The following is a 21,904-nucleotide window of genomic DNA, read 5'->3' as shown; positions in this document are numbered from 1 at the left end:
CGGCGATTAAGGTCAAAAATGAGTCGATATATAATGCGTTGTTTTTATGACGATTAAATAAACGGCAGTCGAATAAATTATTAGTCAGCGATTGAGTGATTTTTGTAACGAAAATGTTGCTTAAATTGCGAACCATTGGGAATTGTCTTAGAATATAAACTCAAGGGAGTGTAAGGACTTACGTAAATTTTTACGGCAAACAGGAGGTATCGCTATGTTCTATTTTTGGATCTTTCTCGCGTTGAGCATTCTGAGCGTCAGTTGCTATATCTGGCAGGTTATGGGGGCTGCGGCGTCAATAAGTGCTTTTATCGGCATGGCCATACTCACGGCATTAATTTACGTTTTTACTATGCAGTTGACCAATGGTAACGAGATGGTTACCGGATTATTCCTTTTTCTTGCCCCAGCATGCGGTTTGATCATCCGCTTTATGGTGGGTTACGGTAAGCAATAAATTATCACGTTGAGCTATTTATTCTTTATCTGAATGTATTGAAGTGCCAGCATCGCTGGCACTTTTTGCGAGACTCAAATCGGTTACCGGGCATCAGCCAACTGGAGTGACGCTTCCTCTTGCTGAGCGTTTTTCCGTTGTTGTTCGAGTTCCAGCGCGCCGCGATGGGAGAGGTAGCAGAACAGGATGCAGCAGACAATCCCGCCCATCAACAGATAGAAGCCGCCATGCCATCCCATTTTATCGACCATCACGCCAAACAGGCTGGTTCCCAGCGATGCGCCAAAAATGTAGCTCATGAATCCGCGTAACCCTACCGCAGAACCTACTGCGAAGCTGGGGACGATTTCCATGGTCTGAACGGAGGCCAGGAACTGCGGAACATAAATCAGGCAACCCACGATGGCGGCAAAAATAGTGACCATCAGCAGCGATTCACTTTTCCAGTAACCGATCAGGCAGACGAAAATCAGCGCCATACAGATCATGGCCAGCGGCATGCGACGGCCTTTAAACAGTTTATCGGTGAGCCAACCCGCCAGTAATGTGGAAGGAATTGCCGCCCATTCGAAAAACAGAAAAGCTATGCTCATTTGCTCTTTCGAGAAATGTTTTTCGGTTAATAAATAAATTGGCAGCCAGCTAATCATACCAAAACGCACCATATAGACAAAGACGTCTACCAGTGAAACATACCAGGCATTCTTATTACGCAATACATAGGTGCAGAAGATCTGGAAGGCACTCATATTTTCTGGCGCCTGGACAGCGTGTCGGGAATTTAATACGACTTTTTCTTCCGGCATCATTTGTTCCAGAGCCGGCAAACCCTCCTGGCGTGGTGAACCTTTCCCCAGCATCAGCACAATAAAAGCAAACAGTACGGCAACACAGGCCGGAACAATATAGCTGGCGCTTTGCCAGTGTTCGCTCCCCAAAATGGCAAAAGCGGCGCCAACAATCGGGGCGACAATACCACCGCCAACGTTGTGTGAGATATTCCAGAATGCGCCAACGCGTCCACGTTCTTTACGTGGAAACCAGTTAGCGATGGTAATAAATGAAGGGCCAACGCCCATCCCCTGAAACAAACCGTTGAAAACGACCAACGCGGCGAATATCCAGAATCCGGTACTGAACCCCAGGCCTACGTTGACGATAGCGCACAGGATCAGGCCGCATGCCATGAAGACTTTCGGGCTGGCCTTGTCTGCCAGACTGCTCATAATGCCTTTACTGATCCCATAGGCAATAAGCATGCAGCTGCTGAGTAAACCAATCTGCGTAGCGCTGAGATCCAGATGCTCCTTCAGGTATGGAGTCGAGAGCGTGAAGTTATTGCGCACAATATAGTACGCAAGATAGCCAAGAAATACGCTGAGTAATGCCTGAATGCGGTATCGGCCATAAGTTGCCTGGACTTTCTCCGCCGGGACTTTATTCGCCGCTGGTCCTGCCTTAAATATTGATAACATATCATCACCTAATTTTTTATTGATGTGAATATCAGGATTTTTCGCAGTGAAGAGTGAAATAGACGGCGAAGAAACTCAAGTTGATGAAATGTGTCACTATTGACTCAATTTGCGGGCGGCGTGGCAGATTTTGACTCTTTTTTAATAATGGATTTTCAATTCTATTCTTTCACGGGCATTTTTATCATCGGCGTGTGCGGGTATTAACAAATTCAGGCTGCATTTTCGGGTATTCTTTACTGATGTCGTCACTTTCCGTTTGGTTATTCTACGAATAACCTTATTCTCCCCCCCAGCGGTGATAAACGGGTAAGTTTTGTCTCAATATTATTTTTTGTACATGTTGGTATTTATGAACGGGATCACAAACAGACTGTTGGGCCGGGGGCGTTTTTGGGCATTCTTGCTCTGTTTTATGTCGCTGTCGGCGAGCTGCCAGGTCCTGGGTAAAGAGCTGGTGATGGCGACCACCTTTTCCCCAGGGGCCACGGCCTGGATTATCCAGCGCTGGCAGACGGAGCCAGGGTCAGTGATGATTCGCACGTTAAACCGGACCAGCGGTTCGCTGGAACAGTTGCTGGATACTGCGAATGCAGAAAACGTCGATCTGATTTTGACCTCATCACCCATGCTGTTGCAGCATCTTCAGGAGCATCAGAAGCTGGCGCCTTTCGATAATGCGCTGCCTGAAAGCCAGCGGCTGGTGCCAGACTCGATTCGCTCGACCTCCGTGGCTGTGGCGATATCAGGGTTTGGCCTGTTGATTAATCGTTCTGCGCTGGCGGCGCGGCATCTTCCGCCGCCTGCCGACTGGGGGGATTTAACGCAGCCTAAATATCAGAACGCGCTGTTGATGAGTAGCCCGTCGCGTTCCGATACCAACCACCTGATGGTTGAGTCGCTGCTGCAACAGAAAGGGTGGGAAGAGGGCTGGGCGACGCTGTTGGCCAGCGCCGGTAATCTGGTAACGATTTCATCACGCAGTTTTGGCGTGGCCGACAAAATTAAGAGCGGTCTGGGCGTGGCGGGGCCGGTCATTGATAACTATGCCAACCTGTTGCTTAACGATTCGCACCTTACTTTTACCTATTTCCCTCGCTCGGCGGTGTCACCCACCTATGTTGCCGTACTCAAGAATAGCCAGCACCCCAACGAAGCGCGTCGCTTTATCCGCTATCTGTTAAGCCCGGAAGGACAGCGGATCCTTGCGGATGCGAACACGGGGAAATATCCGGTCACGCAGCTCGCGCCTGATAACCCACGCGCCGCTCAGCAGGCTATTTTGATGAGCCAGCCCGCGCTTAATTATCGGCTGATCCTTAAGCGGCAACAGTTGGTGCAGCGGATGTTTGATACCGCCATCAGTTTTCGACTCGCGCAGCTGAAAGATGCCTGGCGGGCGCTATACAGTGCGGAAGCGCGCCTGAAACGCCCGCTACCCGAAATCAGAGCATTACTGACCAGCGTCCCGATAGACGCCAGAAGTAGTGAAGATGAGGCCTGGCTTGCGCAATTTGAGAATAAAAGCGTAGCCGAACAGCAGATGATGGAGTGGCAGCTCTGGTTTCTTAAAAATCAGCGTCAGGCGATATCCAAACTGGAAGAGTTAAAATGAAAGGTGGTTCGATACTGCAACGCCTGCGCCAACTCAGCATCAGCAGCAGCCTGCGGGGAGCGTTTCTGACGGGCGCATTACTGACGTTGAGCGTAAGCTGCGTCAGTTTGTACTCCTGGCATGAGCAGAGCTCGCAGATACGCTATTCACTTGATGATTACTTCCCGCGCGTACATTCCGCTTTTTTGATAGAAGGAAATCTCAACCTGGTTGTGGATCAGCTTAATGAATTCCTGTTGGCCCCCAACACCACGGTAAGGCTGCAACTGCGCAATCAAATTATTTCTCATCTGGACAAAATTGAGGTGCTGAGCCGGGGATTACAATCGGCAGAACAACAGCAGTTGGCGGTGATTTTGCAAGACAGTCGGGCGCTGATGGCGGAGCTGGACCGGGTGCTCTACAACATGTTCCTCGTGCGCGAAAAGGTGAGTGAACTCTCCGCGCGTATCGACTGGCTACATGATGATTTTACTACCGAGCTGAATTCGCTGGTGCAGGATTTTACCTGGCAGCAGGGGACGTTGCTGGATCAAATTGAGGCCAAAAACGGCGATGCGGCGCAGTATCTCAAACGTGCCAGAGAGGTACAAAACGAGCAGCAGCAGGTCTACACCCTGGCAAGAATTGAAAATCAGATCGTGGATGATTTACGCGACAGGCTCAATGAACTGAAGTCGGGTAGCGACGACGGGATGCTGGTGGAGAATCATATCCGCTATCTGGAGAATCTGAAGAAAACGGCCGATGAAAATATTCGTACCCTCGATGACTGGCCCAGTACTATCACCCTGCGGCAAACCATTGATGAGTTACTGGAAATCGGGATGATGAAAAATAAAATGCCCGATACCATGCGCGATTATGTCGCCGCGCAAAAAGCGCTCGTTGATGCTAACCATGCCAGAGAGGCAACGCTCGGGCGCTTTCGAACACTGCTTGAGGCGCAGTTGGGGAGTAGCCATCAGCAAATGCAGATGTTTAACCAGCGGCTGGAACAAATTGTTCGCGTCAGCGGTGGACTTATTCTGCTGGCGACGCTGCTGGCGCTACTTCTCGCCTGGGGGCTCAACCATTACTTTATTCGTTCGCGTCTGGTAAAGCGTTTTACCGCACTCAACCAGGCCGTGGTGCAAATTGGTCTTGGCAGAACGGATGCCACCATCCCGGTTTATGGGCGCGATGAGCTCGGGCGCATCGCAGGATTGCTGCGCCATACTCTGGGCCAGTTGAGTGCGCAAAAAAATCAGCTGGAGCAGGAAGTGACAGAGCGCAAGGAGATAGAATCCGATCTCCGGGCAACGCAGGATGAACTGATCCAGACGGCAAAACTGGCAGTGGTTGGACAGACCATGACCACGCTGGCGCACGAGATTAACCAACCGCTGAATGCGCTGTCGATGTACCTGTTTACGGCGGGAAGGGCAATTGAACAAGGACAATCCGCTCAGGCCAGAAGTACGTTAACCAAAGCGGAGGGGCTGATTACCCGTATTGATGCCATTATCCGTTCGCTGCGTCAGTTTGCACGTCGGGCCGAGCCGGGCGCGCCTTTGCATCCGGTCGATCTGCGACAAACATTCAGCGCCGCCTGGGAACTGTTGGCCATGCGGCATAAGCCACAGCAGGGTACGCTGACGCTTCCAGCTCAGAGTGTATGGGTGACAGGTGATGAAGTGCGTATTCAGCAGGTGCTGGTAAACGTACTGGCAAATGCGCTGGATGCCAGTCCGACTGGCGCGCAAATAGAGGTTCACTGGCAGGCTGAGGGCAGCCGATTGTGCGTCTTTGTCTGCGATAACGGCCCCGGCTGGCCGGAGGCGTTATTGCCATCACTGTTAAAGCCGTTTACCACCAGTAAGGATGTGGGGCTCGGTATTGGCTTATCGATTTGTGTATCGTTAATGGGGCAAATGAACGGCGAACTGCGCCTGGCGTCGACACCGGGGCGTAATGCCTGCGTCGTTCTGCAATTTAATCTGACGGATGTAAACGATGTTGTGTGATGACTATTCTGTTCTGCTGATTGATGATGATGCCGATGTTCTCGACGCTTACACTCTGTTGCTTGAACAAGAGGGGTACCGTGTCTATGCATGCAATAACCCTTTTGATGCCCGAAACTGGCTGCAAGCCGACTGGCCGGGGATTGTTCTGAGCGATGTGTGTATGCCTGGCTGCAATGGAATAGACCTGATGACGTTGTTTCATCAGGATGATAATCAGCTCCCTATTCTGCTTATCACCGGGCATGGCGATGTCCCGATGGCGGTGGAGGCAGTAAAGAAAGGCGCATGGGACTTTCTGCAAAAACCGGTCGACCCCGGCAAACTGCTGTCGCTGGTAGAGGATGCGCTGCGTCAGAGACAATCCGTGATTGCCCGTCGCCATTATTGCCAGCAAAAGCTTCAGGTTGAACTGCTCGGCTACAGTGACTGGGTCAATCAGTATCGTCAACGTCTGCAACACCTGGCGGAAACGGATATTGCCGTCTGGTTTTATGGCGAGCCGGGGACAGGACGTATGACCGGAGCCCGGTATTTGCATCAGCTTGGGCGCAGCGCTGATGGGCCGTTTATCCGCGGTGAACTAACGCCCGGGAACGCGGGACTACTCAATGACCTTATTGCACAGGCGCAAGGAGGAACGCTGGTCCTGAGCCATATTGAGTGCCTGACACGTGAACAGCAGCACCATCTGGTGCATCTGCAAAGCCAGGAGCGGCGTCCGTTTCGTCTGATAGGCATTGGTGACACATCGTTAGTGGAACTGGCGGCAACCAACCAGATTGTGGCCGAACTCTACTACTGTTTTGCGATGACGCAAATCGGTTGTCAGCCGCTGTCACAGCGTCCGGATGATATTGAGCCGCTGTTTCGTCATTACCTGCAGAAAGCCTGTCTGCGCCTGAACCATCCCGTGCCCGAGGTTGAAGGGGAGTTACTGAAAGGCATGCGGCGTCGCGTGTGGTTAAGTAATGTTCGGGAACTGGCGAATGCCGCCGAGCTTTTTGCCGTTGGGCTACTCCCGCTGGCTGAAACCGCGAATCCGCAACTGCATCTGCCTGAACCAACACCGCTCGATCGGCGGGTTGAAGAGTACGAGCGACAGATCATTACTGAAGCGCTAAATATTCATCAGGGGCGCATTAATGAAGTGGCGGAGTATTTACAAATCCCGCGTAAAAAATTGTATTTACGCATGAGAAAATACGGGCTGAGCAAAGAACACTATAAGTTTTAGTCGACAGAATTGGGGGAGAAGGGACGTCGAGAGTATTTCGGTGGCGGCGTTGGCGTTCACCGAAATAGGCAACGGAAGTCCGGGTGATTATCTGGTTGTTTTTCTTACCACATCAAATCATCAGGGATGACAAAATCAGCATACGGATCGTCTTCGTCCTTCGCTTCCTGGCTCAGCTCGCAATTTAAAACAATATAACTTGCATCGCGCTGCGCAATCTTGTCGGCGACGACCGCCGGGATAATGGCGTATTCGCTATCGTTGCCGCTTTCAGCCGTCAGTCGGGCAATGGCCAGACGGCCCTTGATCAGCTGAGACTGAGTCACCTTATCAACATAGACTTTTTTGATCAGGTTATTATCAGTAAAGTTGTAACCAATATCGCCACGGGTAATGGTGATCTTATTCATTTCAATCAGTTGCTTGATCTGGGCTTTATATTCTTTAGACAGCGCGGCCTGTTTCTGCTGTTCGCTGAGCTGCTTGTCGCGCTCAATTTGCGCTTTTTTATTCTCTTCAACCGCTTCTCTGGCTTCGCGAGCCTGAACGCGCGATTTCTTCGCCGTTCTTTGCACTTTGGCCATTTTTTTGCTGCTGACCAGACCTGCCTTAAGCATCTGTTCTTGTAGGGTAAGTTTTGTCATCGTCGCTTCTAATCCAATAAAATCGTTGTCAGGATTATAACCTTAACGTTCGGCGGGATGCCAGAAAATGGCCGTGCCACGACGGTTATCTCCAGTAGGCGTCACCGTTCTGTGTCTTACTCCCTTTACGAATCGTGTTGATAGTTAACCCGTTTTTTAATAAGAAATAATATGCTGAATGATTTAACTAACTTGAGAATAGATATCATAAATATAAATATTCCAGTGATTTATCCTGATTGTCATAATCAAATAGAGTTATTTTGGCAGGTATTTAATCTAAAAAACAATCAGTTGTCTCTTGAACAAATTTAAAGTGCAGCCTCATTGCGCCGATAACCATAATGAAAATATGGACAATGGAGGGAAGTGGCATGTGGTGGGTTTATCGAATGCCGATGAAAATGAAGTTAATAATCGCGCTACAACCACTATTATTGGCGTTATGTTGGTTTGCTGGTTCAGGAATATTGACGCGCATTGAGACAGAACGGCAGATGGAAAATATTGCTCAACTGACAGCGCTCGCGCGTAGTGCCGGAAATGTGGTGCATGAGCTGCAAAAAGAACGGGGAATGAGCGTCGGATTTCTGGGGGCTGAAGGGAAGACGTTCAAAGATGAGTTAACCGCACAGCGGGCTTTAACCGATCGCGAGATCGAGGTCTTTGTGCGTTCACTGTCCGATACTGCATTACCAGAAGGGGATGCCGCCAATTCTGTCACCACGTTCAAGAAAAACATTCTGTCGCTTGCCACCATCCGGGAAAACGTCACGCGATTGGGGCTTCCGGCCTCTGATGTCGTTAAGTTTTATACTAATGTCATTGCTGATGTGCTGAGTTTTGTGGGCAGGTTGGGACAGTTGACGGATTCAGGCGAGATGGCGAACGCATTCGCCGCCTACTACAACTTGCTGAATTTGAAAGAACAAGCAGGTATTGAACGCGCGCTGCTGTCAAATATCTTTTCCTCCGGTCATTTCGCCGAGGGGCAGTTACATCAACTCAGTGATGTCGTCAGTAAACAGAACGTCTGGCTGGCACAATCGTTGCGTCTGAGCCCACCGGAACAGGCGGCCATGCTGGAAAGCCGCTTACAGTCCACAGAAGCGTCAAAAGCCCTCTCATTACGCGAAACCGCGTTTAGTCATGCCGCGAACGGTGGATTTGATGTCGATCCTACTGTCTGGTTCAAGGTTCAAACCCAGCGTATTGAAGTGATGCGGCAGATAGAAGATGTGACGGCGAATCTTCTGTTAGCGAATGCGGAAAAACTCGCGCAGGATGCACGAAAAAACTGGCAAATATATATGATTGTCAGCTTGTTAGCGCTCCTGGCATCATTGGCGTTCGCAGGGGCAATCGCTATCAATATGCATCGTCAATTTAGCGACACGCTCCGCAAGATTGCGGGTATGAACGGCGATCTGACTCAACGACTGGCGACCCCGGGGAAAGATGAGCTTTCCTCACTTAATCGCGCCTATAACACGATGCTGGAAAGTATTCAGCATATCGTCCAGGAGATTAAACAAGGCTCCGTGGTTTTATCCGATGCCAGCAGCAGTATTACGGCGGGTAATCAGGACCTGGCCCAACGCACGGATGAACAGGCTGCATCAATAGTACAAGCGGTGGCCAGTATGGAACAGCTCTCCACGACGATTACGCAAACGGCGGACAATGCCCGCGAAGCGGAGCATCTGACAATCAGGCTGGAAAAAGAGGTCCGGCAGGCCAGTAACGTCGCCAGTGCGGCAAATCAGAGCATGGGGGATATTCGCTCTTCCAGTGAGAAAATCTCGAATATTGTGACCTCGATTGACGATATTTCGTTTCAGACTAACTTGCTGGCGCTGAATGCGGCAGTGGAAGCTGCACGGGCAGGAGAGATGGGCAGGGGGTTTGCGGTTGTCGCCAGTGAAGTGCGGAATCTTTCGCAGCGTTGTGCCAAAGAAGCTAATCAGATCCGCGAGCTGGTCGCGCAGAATATGGTAAAAATTAGTGAGGGTGTTGAGCGGGTTACGGCGTCCGCTACCGCGCTAGAAGCCGCGGCGGACAATACCACCAGCATGAAGCAATATATTGCGGATATCGCTCGTGTAGCGACGGAACAATCGCAAGGGGTAACTCAGATTAACCTGGCACTGCGACCTATGGAGCAGGTCACGCAGCAAAACGCGGCGTTGGTTTCTCAGGCCGCAAGCGACAGCCAGCGCCTGGACAATCTGTCTGTCACCATGAAGGATCTGGTCAATCGTTTTGTTGTCTGACCTGACGCCGTTTAACCGACCCGGACAACATACCGGGTCGGTTAAGCCTCGCCATCTTATCGTGAGCTTCATACTGTTAACGTTGGGTCATAACAACTTTTCGCCGAGCATATAATGTGACTGCTGACAGCTGAAAATCCAAATATCCTGTCATTAGTTTTCGGGATTTGAGTTCTTTCATCGTAATACCACTAATATGGCCTTCATCTATCAGTTTCTTTATCTCCGCGGTGCTGAGGAAAAGCTGGCGCTTCAAGATCGATAGCACACTAATCTGAAAAGAATGGGAAAGTCTGATGCTTACGGTGACGTTCTGGCCGGTTTTGATGCTGACCTGCCACTGCTCCTGAATACGAAAATCAGGTTTACCTGCAAGTTCAGCCTTGTTACGGCTCAGGGTGGCTTTATCATTGGCAAAATAGTGAACCGTACTGGCATCGTTGGTGATAAATCGATGATACAGCTCGTGATTAATTTTGCTGATGTGAAGCCGTGAAAACAGCGAGATATTCCATGTATATTCACAGTGGGTGCATTTATAAATGCTCCAGATATCAAGCACTTTCTTTTGCGAATTGACTCTGAATGCGCCGGAAGGTGCGAATTCGCGTTTTACATTACATGATGGGCAGCGCTTAGCAATGCGCTGGTAGCCGACAGGGGTGACTGTCCATGTGACTTTCATTCTGTACCTTTTTTTAACCCAAATAAATTCGGATCCGTTTTGAACGAACCATCGCTTTTATGTGAGAAAAATATTTGTTAGATATTTTTCAGCGGGTTAAGAAAAGATTTCTAACACAGTGATCCTGTCTGCCAACAAATGAATCTTGCGAGATTATCAGTGTGGAAGCCTTCAAGTATATGAGTTCAATCAATATTCATTATGTTGCCAAGGTTGAAGTAACTGCGGATGCCGGGCCCCTTGGTGACTTCTACCAGCAGGTATTTTTAGAGGGATGCTTGTTGATAAGATAATGTTGTATGCGGTCAGCGTGCGGGTAAAAATTTCTCCGGAGCCGGTTGCGAATACCGCCACGGTTTTATTGTTGGCATAATTTCTGCGTTACCCTGAATCACCAGCCCTATCGGCGACCGCGCCTCTCACCATGCAAGAGCAGTCAGTAAGTTACAAAGGGGCAAAGTAGCGATAATTCCACTGCCTATACCTGCGGGCTTCCGGTTGCAGTCTGTCGCTGGTAAAGTGAGCAACCAATACCGAGATGTGGCCAGAAGGGAATTCCGAGTGACCGAACGTATTGATTATCAGACTGAAAAATACAGCTTTACTGAGGCGACTGAAAGTTCCCGTCTGGCTGGCCAGTGGGCTGATGTTATTGCTGAATGTCGGGAAATGAAGGCGGGTCCGCAAGAGCGTCTGCGTATTGCTTTATTGAATGTGGACTATGTGACCAGCTTTGAGCTGCCTTTCCGCTTGTTATTACTCCGTACCCCGCAACTGATTGCCAGCGTTCGTGAAGAGCTGCAGCTTAGTCAGAAAAACGTAATCTTTAACGGCAAACGCTTTGGTTGTGTTTACAGCCTGAAAGCGAGCCTCGGCGGGATACCGGATGAATTTCAGTACCGCCTGTCGCATCGTATTCGACGCATTAATCGTGCAGGTTCAAGCGAAGCGCCATATCAGCAAATTGCTAAAACGGTAAAAGCACCGCGTGAGCGTCTGAAGCTGGCACTGGAATCAGGTCTTGATGTCACTGCTTTGGACGGGCTTTTCTGGTTTGGCAGCCAACGTATTGCTGCTGACGTACTGAGGCTGAGAAAATCAGGGATGCGGATAACTACTGAGCAGACAATGGTGTCCGACAATCTTACTGCAACGGTGAGGAATGTGCCGTTTTATCGCCTGGCTCAGGGATGAACTGACAGGTAAATGAAAGGATTTAGCCGGATGCATTTAATTAAAAGTGTCCCCTGCAGGAATCGAACCTGCAACTAGCCCTTAGGAGGGGCTCGTTATATCCATTTAACTAAGGGGACGAAGCGGCACGAGTATAGCGTTTTTTACTCACAACGGTAAGCCTCAGGCCGCCCGACTGCTCAAACAGTCACCATTTAGTCCTGTTTTTTCTGGTTTTTCTGTTTTTGCTCATCACGCTTTGCTTGCAACCTGGCTTCTTCCTTGCTTTTGTTGCTCATATCATTGCGGATCTGCGCATGGCTCATCAGCGCGAAGATAAACGTTCCGCCACAGATATTTCCGGCGAGCGTTGGTAGCGCAAAGGGCCAGAAAAAATCACTCCAGTGCAGCGTGCCATTAAAGACCAAGTAGAGAATTTCCACCGAGCCGACGACGATGTGCGTGGTATCGCCCAGCGCAATCAGCCAGGTCATCAGAATAATAACCACAATCTTTGCCGCACCGGCGGCGGGAAACATCCATACCATTGTGGCAATTAACCAGCCAGAAATGATGGCGTTGGAAAACATCTCCGTTGGCGTGTTTTTCATCACATCCATGCCGATTTTGACAAAAGCATCGCGGGTTTCTTCATCAAAAATCGGCATATGCTCAAACGCCCATGCGGCAACCCCGGTGCCAATAATATTACCTAGCAGAACCACACTCCACAGGCGCATCAGCAGGCCAAAATTGCCGAGCGTAGGGTTTTGCATTACCGGCAGGACGGCGGTGACGGTATTTTCGGTAAACAGTTGCTGGCGGGCCATAATGACAATTATAAAGCCGAATGTATAACCGAGGTTCTCCAGCAAAAATCCCCCAGGCACACCTTCCAGCTGCACATGAAAAATTCCTTTAGCCAGTAGCGAGGCGCCCATCGAGAGTCCCGCAGCGATGGCTGACCACAGTAGCGCCATCGCGTCGCGCTCCATTTCTTTCTCCCCATCCTGGCGGATATGTTCATGGATCGCCATGGCGCGGGAGGGGAGTCTGTCCTCATCGACCTCAATCTTTTTACCCTCTAGCTTTTCGTCACTGTCGACCTGAAGTTCGTCGCTGTGCCGATCAATCTTTTCGTTCTCAATGTCATTCATAGCCGAATCCTGAATTAGCACGTATTGCTAAAGCGTAGCGGCTTTTGTCCGAAAATCAGCGGGAGAAAGTCTGAGATAGCAAAAATGGTAACGTTAGTTTTTATTGGGATAGCTAGAATAGAGCCGCCGCGGAGTGCGCATTACCAGGCTATGATCAAATCAGTAACACAGGGTATATAGACATCATTTGACGTGCTGTTACAATCGCTCACATCTAAACAGGCGGATACGTCATCGTTCCGTCATGGATGGCAATCAGCGATAGCCATAATACACAGGGAGACACTTATGAAGCTTCGCCTGTCGGCGCTTGCGCTGGGAACCACACTTTTGGTGGGGTGTGCGAGCTCTGGTACTGAACAGCAGGGGCGTTCGGACCCATTTGAAGGGTTCAACCGCACCATGTACAACTTCAACTTTAATGTTTTAGATCCATACGTTGTTCGACCGGTGGCAGTTGCCTGGCGTGATTATGTCCCGCAGCCGGCGCGTAACGGTTTGAGCAATTTTACCGGCAACCTTGAAGAGCCGGCCGTTATGGTCAACTACTTCCTGCAAGGCGACCCCTATCAGGGGATGGTGCACTTCACCCGTTTCTTCCTGAACACCCTGTTAGGTATGGGCGGATTTATCGACGTGGCGGGTATGGCTAATCCGAAGTTACAGCGCGTTGAACCACACCGTTTTGGTAGTACGTTAGGCCACTATGACGTTGGTTATGGACCGTATATGCAGCTTCCATTCTACGGCAGCTTCACGCTGCGTGATGATGGCGGCGACATGGTGGATACGCTGTATCCGGTACTGTCCTGGCTGACCTGGCCATTGTCGATAGGTAAATGGACGGTTGAAGGGATTGAAACCCGCGCGCAACTGCTTGATTCCGACGGTCTGCTGCGTCAATCTTCCGACCCTTACATCATGGTGCGAGAAGCTTACTTCCAGCGTCATGACTTTATTGCGAATGGTGGGAAACTCAAACCAGAAGAAAACCCGAACGCGAAAGATATTCAGGACGATTTAAAAGAGATCGATTCTGAGTAAGGAAGGATGAAAATAAAAAGGTGAGCTAAAAAGCTCACCTTTTTTATATCTGAAGAAAATCAGAATGCGTAGTTCAGGTTCATACCATACAACCACGCTTTCCCTTCAGATTCGAAGGAGTACGGGCCTTCTTCGAATTTCACTTTCTGGCCGTGCATATAAGAAATGCCAACATCCAGTGAAGCGTCCTTATTAAACGCGTAGGTTGTACCAGCACTCAGCCAGAAGCGGTCCTGATCTGGAATAGAGATGGAACGGCGGTTGGCCGGAACCGGGCTATCATCAAAGGCGATACCGGTACGGAACGTCCAGGTATCGTCATAGTAATAGGTAGTGCCTAGTGCGATGCGATAAGAATCTTTGAAGCCTTCTTCTTTGTAGAATAGCGTTTGGCCGTTATTGCCTTTCGCTTTCAGTTCCTGGAATTGACTCCAACTGGTATAAGCCATGCTGTAGTGAACCGCCCACTGTGGCGCAACGCGGTTATAACCTGATATTTCCCACATTTCTGGCAGATTCAGATCAAGTGAACCGTCGATCGTGTTACCGTTGGTGCCAGCCGGCAGACTAGCGAATACAGGACGCAACTGTGCCGGAATTCGGTCTGTTGATGGCAAGCTGCTGCGGTAATCACCGTCGAAGTCAACTTTTACCTCCGAACGGTAAGTGAAGCCGTAGCGGTTGTCTTTGTCCACTTCATAAAGAATGCCGGCGTTCCAGCCGAAGCCCCATTCGTCACCCTTGAGACGTGCAATCTGTGTATCTGCTGGGTATTGTGCGGCTAGTGCGGGAGGAACCCTGCCACCAGAGCCTGCAACTATCTGCTGCGGCAAATCGCCTGCATAACGTTCAAGCTTCGCTTTAGCGTAAACTGCGTTAAAGCCGAGGCCAAAGCTGAAGTGATTATTCAGACGATAGGCACCGCTCAGGTTAAGGTTAAGCGTTTCCAGGTCGGTCTTTCCACCCATGGAACCAGCGCTGTAGCTGTTATTAAATTCTGTCGCCAGACCGTAGTTAGAGGTAACTGACGCCCCCCAACCAAATTGATCGTTTATAGGAGCCACAAAGTGCAAGTTCGGTATCCAGGCAGTTGGGGCAATATTATCCTGACTGGCGTCATTACCAATACGTGAGCGTCCGGAAATATCGACATCCGGGTCAACGAAAATTGCACCCGCTGAAAAAGTAGGGCGATCAAACATCATAATCAGCGCCGGGTTACGACTGGCGTTACCTGCATCATCTGCAATAGCGCCTTCACCCGAATATGCCCGGCCAAGGCCAGAGGAAGAAAATTCGTTTAACTGAAAGCCTGCAGACCAGGCCTGTGTGGAGATAATTGCCACTGCGACTGCGAGAGCAGACTTTGTAAACAGGGTTTTCTGGCTCATGACCATAACCTCATTGATTTATTTTTATACAAACAATGTTACATACCGTAACAGGAGCGCGAAGTGTAGGGTCTGAGGTACAACTTAGAAATCAGACCAGTGCCGAGAGTATAGGTCTGACCAGCTGAAATGTTGCAAGTATGTTTATAAATATTTTCAATTCTGATCTCGGAAACGCGATCCAGCTGGCAAAATTGCGAGTATGCACACTCACCTGTTTGGGTGATTTTTGTTTTAGATCATTTTTAAGTGTGATTTCGGTCACTTATCCCATTTCCTACAATTAACGACTGGAGAGGCGAATAATGGGAGCGTAAAATATCCCCATCGTTTATCTGGCACCACAGGTGCGAATACAGAGGAAATCTACAATGAGTAAATGCAGTGCTGATGAAACCCCGGTTTGCTGCTGTATGGATGTTGGCACCATCATGGACAACTCCGATTGCACCGCGTCATACAGCCGTGTGTTCGCGAATCGTGCAGAGGCAGAAGAAACGCTGGTCGCTCTGACTGAGAAGGCGCGTGGCGTGGAATCTGAGCCTTGCCAAATCACCTCGACCTTTACTGAAGAGTCTGAAGGTGTGCGTCTGGATATCGACTTTGTTTTTGCCTGTGAAGCTGAAACGCTGATCTTCCAGCTGGGTCTGCGTTAATCCCTTCTTTAAAGGCCCTTGTTACCCGGTACCAAGGGCTTTTTCGTCACTGTCAGTGATTATTCACTGTGTCTTAGCTCCCACTTTCTTTTCTCCCTGCTTGGCTAAATGTAAAAAATTGGTTAAGACTGTGATCAGGTCAGACCACTTATTTTTTTTTACAGGGGAGTGTTATGAGTCAGGCTTTACCGCTGGTTACCCGCCAGGGCGATCGCATCGCCATCGTAAGCGGATTGCGTACGCCATTTGCCCGCCAGGCAACCGCGTTTCATGGCATTCCCGCCGTAGATTTGGGGAAAATGGTCGTTGGCGAGCTGCTGGCGCGCAGCGAAATTTCTGCTGATGTGATTGAGCAACTGGTCTTTGGCCAGGTGGTGCAAATGCCCGAGGCCCCAAATATTGCTCGTGAAATCGTGCTGGGAACCGGGATGAATGTGCACACCGATGCCTACAGCGTAAGCCGAGCCTGCGCCACCAGCTTCCAGGCGGTGGCGAATGTCGCGGAAAGCCTGATGGCGGGGACTATTCGCGCAGGAATTGCCGGCGGTGCGGACTCCTCGTCAGTTCTGCCTATTGGCGTTAGCAAAAAGTTGGCGCGGGTGCTGGTGGATGTCAATAAGGCCCGGACTACCGGTCAGCGTCTTAAACTTTTCTCCCGACTGCGCTTACGTGACCTGATGCCCGTACCGCCAGCCGTCGCCGAGTATTCCACCGGTTTACGCATGGGGGATACGGCCGAGCAAATGGCCAAAACTTATGGGATTACGCGAGAGCAACAGGATGCCCTGGCGCACCGTTCTCATCAGCGCGCCGCTCAGGCGTGGTCTGAAGGAAAACTGGCAGATGAGGTGATGACCACCTACGCGCCACCTTTCAAAGATCCTTTTTCAGAAGACAACAATATTCGCGGCAACTCTACGCTGGCCGATTACGCCAAACTGCGTCCGGCCTTTGACCGAAAGCACGGCACCGTTACCGCGGCGAACAGTACCCCGCTAACGGACGGCGCAGCCGCCGTGATTATGATGACGGAATCACGTGCGAAAGAGTTGGGGCTGGTGCCGCTGGGATACCTGCGTAGTTTTGCCTTTACCGCCATCGATGTCTGGCAGGACATGCTGTTGGGGCCGGCGTGGTCAACGCCGCTTGCCCTGGAGAGAGCGGGTCTGACCATGGCTGATCTAACCCTGATCGATATGCATGAAGCATTTGCCGCACAAACGCTGGCGAATCTTCAACTGCTGGGTAGCGAACGTTTTGCCCGCGAAGTGCTCGGCAGGGCGCATGCCACGGGCGAGGTCGATGACAGTAAATTTAATGTGCTGGGCGGATCGATTGCCTATGGACACCCCTTCGCCGCCACCGGTGCTCGCATGATCACCCAAACCCTCCATGAGTTACGACGCCGTGGTGGTGGTTTTGGTTTAGTGACAGCCTGTGCAGCAGGTGGTTTGGGTGCGGCAATGGTTCTGGAGGCGGAATAATGGACATGACATCGGCTTTTACGCTAAACGTACGTCTGGATAACGTCGCTGTTGTCACCATTGATGTGCCCGGAGAGAAAATGAATACCCTGAAGGCGGAATTTGCCTCCCAGGTTCGGGTCATTCTGAAACAAATTCGCGATAACAAAGCATTACGCGGCGTGGTGTTCATTTCGGCGAAACCCGATAACTTCATTGCCGGGGCGGATATCAACATGATTGGTCGCTGTCGCAGCGCGCAGGAAGCTGAAACGCTGGCACGCCAGGGGCAGCAGATTATGGCGGAAATTAATGCCTTGCCGATCCCCGTAATCGCCGCAATTCATGGCGCCTGTCTCGGCGGTGGCCTGGAGATGGCGCTGGCGTGCCACAATCGTATTTGTACCGATGACGCTAAAACCGTACTGGGTTTACCGGAAGTGCAGCTTGGTCTGCTGCCCGGCTCTGGCGGTACCCAGCGGTTGCCCCGTCTGATTGGCGTCAGTACCGCGCTGGATATGATCCTCACCGGAAAACAACTACGCGCAAAACAGGCGCTGAAAGTGGGTTTAGTGGATGAAGTTGTACCGCATACCATTTTGCTGGAAGCGGCCGTAGAACTGGCCAAAAAGGACAGTCCCGCACACCGAACTCTGCCGGTGCGAGAGCGTGTGCTAGCGGGGCCGCTGGGGCGGGCGCTGTTATTCCGCATGGCCAGTAAAAAGACGGCGCAAAAAACGCACGGCAACTATCCCGCAACAGAACATATCCTTGAGGTCATCGAAACCGGCCTGGCGCAAGGCAGCAGCAGCGGTTACGACGCCGAAGCCCGCGCGTTTGGCGAACTGGCGATGACATCTCAGTCTCAGGCGCTGCGGCACATCTTTTTTGCCAACACCGACGTGAAAAAGGATCCCGGAAGTGATGTGAAGCCCGGCCCGCTAAACAGTGTAGGCATTTTGGGCGGCGGTCTGATGGGGGGCGGTATTGCCTATGTGACGGCCTGTAAAGGCGGCTTGCCAGTGCGTATCAAAGATATAAATGCCAAGGGAATCAACCACGCGCTGAAGTACAGCTGGGATCAGCTTGAAACGAAGGTTCGCCGCCGTCATATCAAAGCCAGCGAGCGTGATAAACAGCTGGCGCTGATTTCGGGATCAACCGATTACCGTGGCTTCGCTCATCGCGATCTGGTTATTGAAGCCGTATTTGAAGATCTGGCGTTAAAACAACAGATGGTGGCAGAAGTTGAGCAAAATTGCGCATCTCATACCATTTTTGCCTCTAACACCTCATCTTTGCCGATTGGCGATATTGCGGCGAACGCTGCCAGGCCTCAACAAGTAATTGGTTTGCACTTCTTTAGCCCGGTGGAAAAAATGCCGCTGGTCGAGGTTATCCCGCATGCCACGACCTCTGAGCAGACAATTGCCACAACCGTTAAACTGGCGAAAAAGCAGGGCAAAACGCCGATAGTGGTCAGAGATAAGGCCGGATTTTATGTTAACCGCATTTTAGCGCCATACATTAACGAAGCTATTCGTATGCTGACCGAAGGTGAGCGGGTTGAAGCCATTGACGCCGCGCTGGTTAAGTTTGGTTTTCCGGTCGGGCCAATCCAACTTTTGGATGAGGTCGGAATTGATACGGGCACTAAAATTATACCAGTGCTTGAGGCTGCATATGGAGAACGTTTTAGCGCGCCTGCAAATGTTGTTGCTTCAATTTTGAATGACGATCGCAAAGGTAGAAAAAATGGTCGGGGTTTCTATCTTTATGGAGCGAAAGGGCGTAAAAGCAAAAAACAGGTCGACCCTGCAATTTATACGCTTATTGGCGTCCAGGGGCAGGGCCGACTCACCGCCGCGCAGATCGCTGAGCGGTGCGTCATGTTAATGCTCAATGAAGCAGCACGCTGTTTCGATGAGAAGATTATCCGCAGCGCGCGTGATGGCGATATCGGCGCTGTATTTGGTATTGGTTTTCCGCCCTTCCTCGGCGGCCCGTTCCGGTATATGGATTCGCTCGGCGCGGGTGAAGTGGTTGCTGCTCTGCAACGACTGACCACGCAATACGGCTCGCGGTTTACGCCGTGTGAGCAGTTATTGCAGATGGCGGAACGCGGTGAAAGATTCTGGAGTAGTGGGGAAACTGACCTGAATTCATGAGGTCAAAGGTAGGATGAATCCGCACTGAATGTATGGGTCGCGCTCAAAATGTAAACAGAGATTGACTATACTTACGCCGTTGAGGTAAAAAACAGCGTTTCATTCGGTGAATGGATAAGGCACAATGCCGGCCACCACATCGTTACCACGGTCAATAGGGGCTGTGGATAAAGGTGTCGGTGATTCTGGTTAACAAAAGCGGTGCAATATGCAAGTTTTTATCATGCGTCACGGCGACGCAGCCCTCGATGCCGCCAGTGATTCGGTTCGTCCTTTAACCTCCTGTGGTTGTGACGAATCTCGCCTGATGGCGAACTGGCTGAAAGGTCAAAAAGTGGATATCGAACGTGTTCTGGTGAGCCCGTTCCTACGAGCCGAACAAACGCTGGATGTGGTGGGGGAGTGTATGAACCTGCCAACCGGTGTGGATGTTTTGCCGGAGCTGACTCCCTGCGGCGATGTCGGTCTGGTCAGCGCCTATTTACAGGCTCTGGCCAATGAAGGTATCGCCACGGCGCTGGTCATCTCTCACTTACCTTTAGTGGGGTATCTGGTGTCTGAACTTTGCCCAGGCGAAACACCGCCGATGTTTACCACATCAGCGATTGCCAGCGTAACGCTTGATGAGAGCGGGAAGGGTACTTTTAACTGGCAGATGAGCCCGTGTAACCTGAAAATGGCAAAAGCAATTTAAAAAGCCTGGAATCGGATAAGGCACAGCCGTCATCCGGAAAATCAAAGAGCCGCAAATGCGGCTCTTTCTGTTTTTCTGCATCAGGGAAGTTCGGGTGGTTGCCACTCTTCCACTTCAATCAGCAGCAGCAGCGCGGCGTCGCCACCGTACTCTTTTGGCGCTTGATGAAAGGCCATCACGTGCGGATGCTGCGCCAACCAGAGCGGTGTTTGCTGCTTAAGAATATGTTTTCCGTGGCCATGCATCACGCAGGCGCAAAACACATGCTCACGACGACAGGCGGCAATCAGCGCGCCTAACTCCTGTTTGGCCTGCTGCTGGGTCAGCCCGTGCAGATCGAGAAACAGCTCCGGGGAGTAATCGCCACGGCGCATTTTCTTCAGTTCGAAATGGCTGACGTCGGCACGCAGATATCTTACCGGGCCGTCCGTATTCAGCAGCGGCTGAAACTCGTCCGAGAAATAGTGACTGGCATCAGCTTGTTCCTGCAGCAGCCTTTTAACCGGAACCTCGGTAATTTTTTTACGTAGCGGTCGGTGAACAATGGTGTCCTGTTTCATTTTACGCGTGCCGGTCATCAGCTGGCGAAACAGCGTCTGATCCTCCTCGCTGAGCGATGTTTTCTTTTTCATTCGAGAGTCTCATCTTTTATTTTTCGTTAGTTTAACCCGACTCGGCGGGCATCCGATCGCTTAAAACGCAATTTTCGCGCTCAGGCCCTGTGTGAATGCTGATTTATCGCCGTCTTCGTGGCAAACTAGCCGCCGAAATTAATACGAGCATGCCCTGGAGGAATACGTGGATAAAATTTTCGTCGATGAAGCAGTGAGTGAACTGCATACCATTCAGGACATGTTGCGTTGGGCGGTCAGCCGTTTTAGCGCGGCGAACATCTGGTATGGCCATGGCACGGATAACCCATGGGACGAGGCAGTACAACTGGTGCTGCCGTCACTTTATCTGCCGCTGGATATTCCAGAAGATATGCGTACCGCGCGTCTGACTTCCAGCGAGCGCCATCGCATTGTTGAACGCGTGATTCGCCGCGTCAATGAGCGCATTCCGGTCGCTTATTTGACCAACAAAGCCTGGTTCTGCGGGCATGAGTTTTATGTTGATGAACGCGTGCTGGTACCACGTTCGCCGATTGGCGAGCTTATTAATAACCGCTTTGCGGGCCTTATTAATGAGCAGCCGCAGCATATCCTTGATATGTGTACCGGCAGCGGCTGTATTGCCATTGCCTGCGCCTATGCTTTCCCGGAGGCCGAAGTGGATGCGGTGGATATTTCCACCGATGCGCTGGCGGTGACCGAACACAATATTGAAGAGCACGGCCTGATCCATCATGTTACGCCGATCCGTTCCGATCTGTTCCGCGATCTGCTGAAAGTCCAGTATGACCTGATTGTGACCAATCCGCCGTATGTCGATGCGGAAGATATGTCCGATCTGCCAAACGAATATCGTCATGAACCTGAGTTGGGTCTGGCGTCCGGCAGCGATGGACTGAAACTTACCCGCCGCATTCTGGGTAACGCTCCGGACTACCTGTCAGATAACGGTATTCTGATTTGTGAAGTCGGAAACAGCATGGTACATCTGATAGAGCAATACCCGGATGTACCGTTCACCTGGCTGGAGTTCGACAACGGCGGTGACGGTGTATTCATGCTGACCAAAGAGCAGTTAGTTGCTGCTCGCGAGCACTTCAGCATTTATAAAGACTAAATACACGCGCACATACACAACACTCATAACGGAGC

Annotated in this window: 18 protein-coding genes and 1 tRNA gene; 12 read left to right on the top strand and 7 right to left on the bottom strand. The window is 50.9% G+C overall.

The features are described 5' to 3' along the window. Nucleotides 1–214: 214 nt before the first annotated feature. Nucleotides 215–457, top strand: a complete 243-nt coding sequence (locus WC7_RS09570) for a DUF2545 family protein (RefSeq protein ID WP_016153891.1) — start codon at nucleotides 215–217, stop codon at nucleotides 455–457. Nucleotides 458–540: 83 nt separating this feature from the next. On the opposite strand, the gene pgtP is transcribed toward WC7_RS09570, so the two are convergent. Then, a complete protein-coding gene (pgtP, locus tag WC7_RS09575) occupies nucleotides 541–1,932 on the bottom strand; it encodes a phosphoglycerate transporter PgtP (protein WP_016153890.1) in 1,392 nt (463 codons plus the stop codon). Nucleotides 1,933–2,353: 421 nt separating this feature from the next. On the opposite strand from pgtP, the gene pgtC reads away from it, so the two are divergent. Genes pgtC through pgtA form a run of 3 tightly spaced genes read left to right on the top strand, consistent with a single transcriptional unit; the run spans nucleotide 2,354 to nucleotide 6,790 of the window. Next, the gene (pgtC, locus tag WC7_RS09580; RefSeq protein WP_369707977.1) at nucleotides 2,354–3,547 is read left to right on the top strand and encodes a phosphoglycerate transport regulator PgtC; all 1,194 of its coding nucleotides are present in this window, start codon (nucleotides 2,354–2,356) and stop codon (nucleotides 3,545–3,547) included. 11 nt (nucleotides 3,548–3,558) lie between these two features. Further along, complete coding sequence (gene pgtB / locus WC7_RS09585; RefSeq protein ID WP_170973721.1) at nucleotides 3,559–5,553, top strand: two-component system sensor histidine kinase PgtB; 1,995 nt, start codon at nucleotides 3,559–3,561, stop codon at nucleotides 5,551–5,553. Continuing rightward, the gene (gene pgtA, locus WC7_RS09590) at nucleotides 5,543–6,790 is read left to right on the top strand and encodes a two-component system response regulator PgtA (RefSeq protein WP_016153887.1); all 1,248 of its coding nucleotides are present in this window, start codon (nucleotides 5,543–5,545) and stop codon (nucleotides 6,788–6,790) included. Before pgtB ends, pgtA begins: the two co-directional genes overlap by 11 nt. Before the next feature lie 104 nt (nucleotides 6,791–6,894). Here the strand turns inward: pgtA and WC7_RS09595 are convergent, their stop codons facing one another. Further along, on the bottom strand, nucleotides 6,895–7,434 hold the full coding sequence (locus tag WC7_RS09595; RefSeq protein ID WP_016153886.1) for a DUF2058 domain-containing protein: 540 nt from the start codon (nucleotides 7,432–7,434) through the stop codon (nucleotides 6,895–6,897). A gap of 374 nt (nucleotides 7,435–7,808) precedes the next feature. Between WC7_RS09595 and WC7_RS09600 the strand changes: the two genes are divergently transcribed. Then, nucleotides 7,809–9,707, top strand: a complete 1,899-nt coding sequence (locus tag WC7_RS09600) for a methyl-accepting chemotaxis protein (protein ID WP_016153885.1) — start codon at nucleotides 7,809–7,811, stop codon at nucleotides 9,705–9,707. A 76-nt stretch (nucleotides 9,708–9,783) separates the two neighbouring features. Here WC7_RS09600 and WC7_RS09605 read toward each other — a convergent pair whose 3' ends face one another. Beyond that, nucleotides 9,784–10,392 carry a DUF1062 domain-containing protein gene (locus tag WC7_RS09605; protein ID WP_016153884.1) on the bottom strand — a complete coding sequence of 203 codons (609 nt, stop codon included), beginning with the start codon at nucleotides 10,390–10,392 and terminating at the stop codon, nucleotides 9,784–9,786. A gap of 561 nt (nucleotides 10,393–10,953) precedes the next feature. Between WC7_RS09605 and WC7_RS09610 the strand changes: the two genes are divergently transcribed. Continuing rightward, on the top strand, nucleotides 10,954–11,586 hold the full coding sequence (locus WC7_RS09610) for an ECs1377 family protein (protein ID WP_016153883.1): 633 nt from the start codon (nucleotides 10,954–10,956) through the stop codon (nucleotides 11,584–11,586). 47 nt (nucleotides 11,587–11,633) lie between these two features. Here the strand turns inward: WC7_RS09610 and WC7_RS09615 are convergent. After that, nucleotides 11,634–11,705: transfer RNA gene (locus tag WC7_RS09615), tRNA-Arg, on the bottom strand. A 75-nt stretch (nucleotides 11,706–11,780) separates the two neighbouring features. Continuing rightward, nucleotides 11,781–12,722, bottom strand: a complete 942-nt coding sequence (locus WC7_RS09620) for a formate/nitrite transporter family protein (RefSeq protein ID WP_016153882.1) — start codon at nucleotides 12,720–12,722, stop codon at nucleotides 11,781–11,783. 288 nt (nucleotides 12,723–13,010) lie between these two features. Between WC7_RS09620 and mlaA the strand changes: the two genes are divergently transcribed. Continuing rightward, on the top strand, nucleotides 13,011–13,766 hold the full coding sequence (gene mlaA / locus WC7_RS09625; protein ID WP_003028190.1) for a phospholipid-binding lipoprotein MlaA: 756 nt from the start codon (nucleotides 13,011–13,013) through the stop codon (nucleotides 13,764–13,766). 59 nt (nucleotides 13,767–13,825) lie between these two features. On the opposite strand, the gene fadL is transcribed toward mlaA, so the two are convergent. Then, on the bottom strand, nucleotides 13,826–15,157 hold the full coding sequence (fadL, locus tag WC7_RS09630) for a long-chain fatty acid transporter FadL (protein WP_016153881.1): 1,332 nt from the start codon (nucleotides 15,155–15,157) through the stop codon (nucleotides 13,826–13,828). 371 nt (nucleotides 15,158–15,528) lie between these two features. Between fadL and WC7_RS09635 the strand changes: the two genes are divergently transcribed. From WC7_RS09635 to sixA, 4 genes are all read left to right on the top strand, one after another. Beyond that, nucleotides 15,529–15,813, top strand: coding sequence for a YfcZ/YiiS family protein (locus tag WC7_RS09635; protein WP_016153880.1), 285 nt, complete (start codon nucleotides 15,529–15,531; stop codon nucleotides 15,811–15,813). Nucleotides 15,814–15,986: 173 nt separating this feature from the next. Continuing rightward, the gene (gene fadI, locus WC7_RS09640) at nucleotides 15,987–17,297 is read left to right on the top strand and encodes an acetyl-CoA C-acyltransferase FadI (RefSeq protein ID WP_016153879.1); all 1,311 of its coding nucleotides are present in this window, start codon (nucleotides 15,987–15,989) and stop codon (nucleotides 17,295–17,297) included. Beyond that, nucleotides 17,297–19,444, top strand: coding sequence for a fatty acid oxidation complex subunit alpha FadJ (gene fadJ / locus WC7_RS09645; RefSeq protein ID WP_016153878.1), 2,148 nt, complete (start codon nucleotides 17,297–17,299; stop codon nucleotides 19,442–19,444). Before fadI ends, fadJ begins: the two co-directional genes overlap by 1 nt. Nucleotides 19,445–19,652: 208 nt before the next feature. Further along, the gene (gene sixA / locus WC7_RS09650) at nucleotides 19,653–20,138 is read left to right on the top strand and encodes a phosphohistidine phosphatase SixA (RefSeq protein ID WP_003028179.1); all 486 of its coding nucleotides are present in this window, start codon (nucleotides 19,653–19,655) and stop codon (nucleotides 20,136–20,138) included. An 80-nt stretch (nucleotides 20,139–20,218) separates the two neighbouring features. Here the strand turns inward: sixA and smrB are convergent, their stop codons facing one another. Beyond that, nucleotides 20,219–20,770, bottom strand: a complete 552-nt coding sequence (smrB, locus tag WC7_RS09655) for an endonuclease SmrB (RefSeq protein ID WP_016153877.1) — start codon at nucleotides 20,768–20,770, stop codon at nucleotides 20,219–20,221. 166 nt (nucleotides 20,771–20,936) lie between these two features. Between smrB and prmB the strand changes: the two genes are divergently transcribed. Next, nucleotides 20,937–21,869: a 50S ribosomal protein L3 N(5)-glutamine methyltransferase gene (gene prmB, locus WC7_RS09660; protein ID WP_003028173.1), complete on the top strand. Its 933-nt coding sequence runs from the start codon at nucleotides 20,937–20,939 to the stop codon at nucleotides 21,867–21,869. Nucleotides 21,870–21,904 lie beyond the last annotated feature (35 nt).

This window comes from Citrobacter sp. KTE151, assembly GCF_000398845.1.
GTDB classification, from domain to species: domain Bacteria; phylum Pseudomonadota; class Gammaproteobacteria; order Enterobacterales; family Enterobacteriaceae; genus Citrobacter; species Citrobacter braakii.
This window is presented reverse-complemented; position numbering and strand designations above follow the sequence as displayed.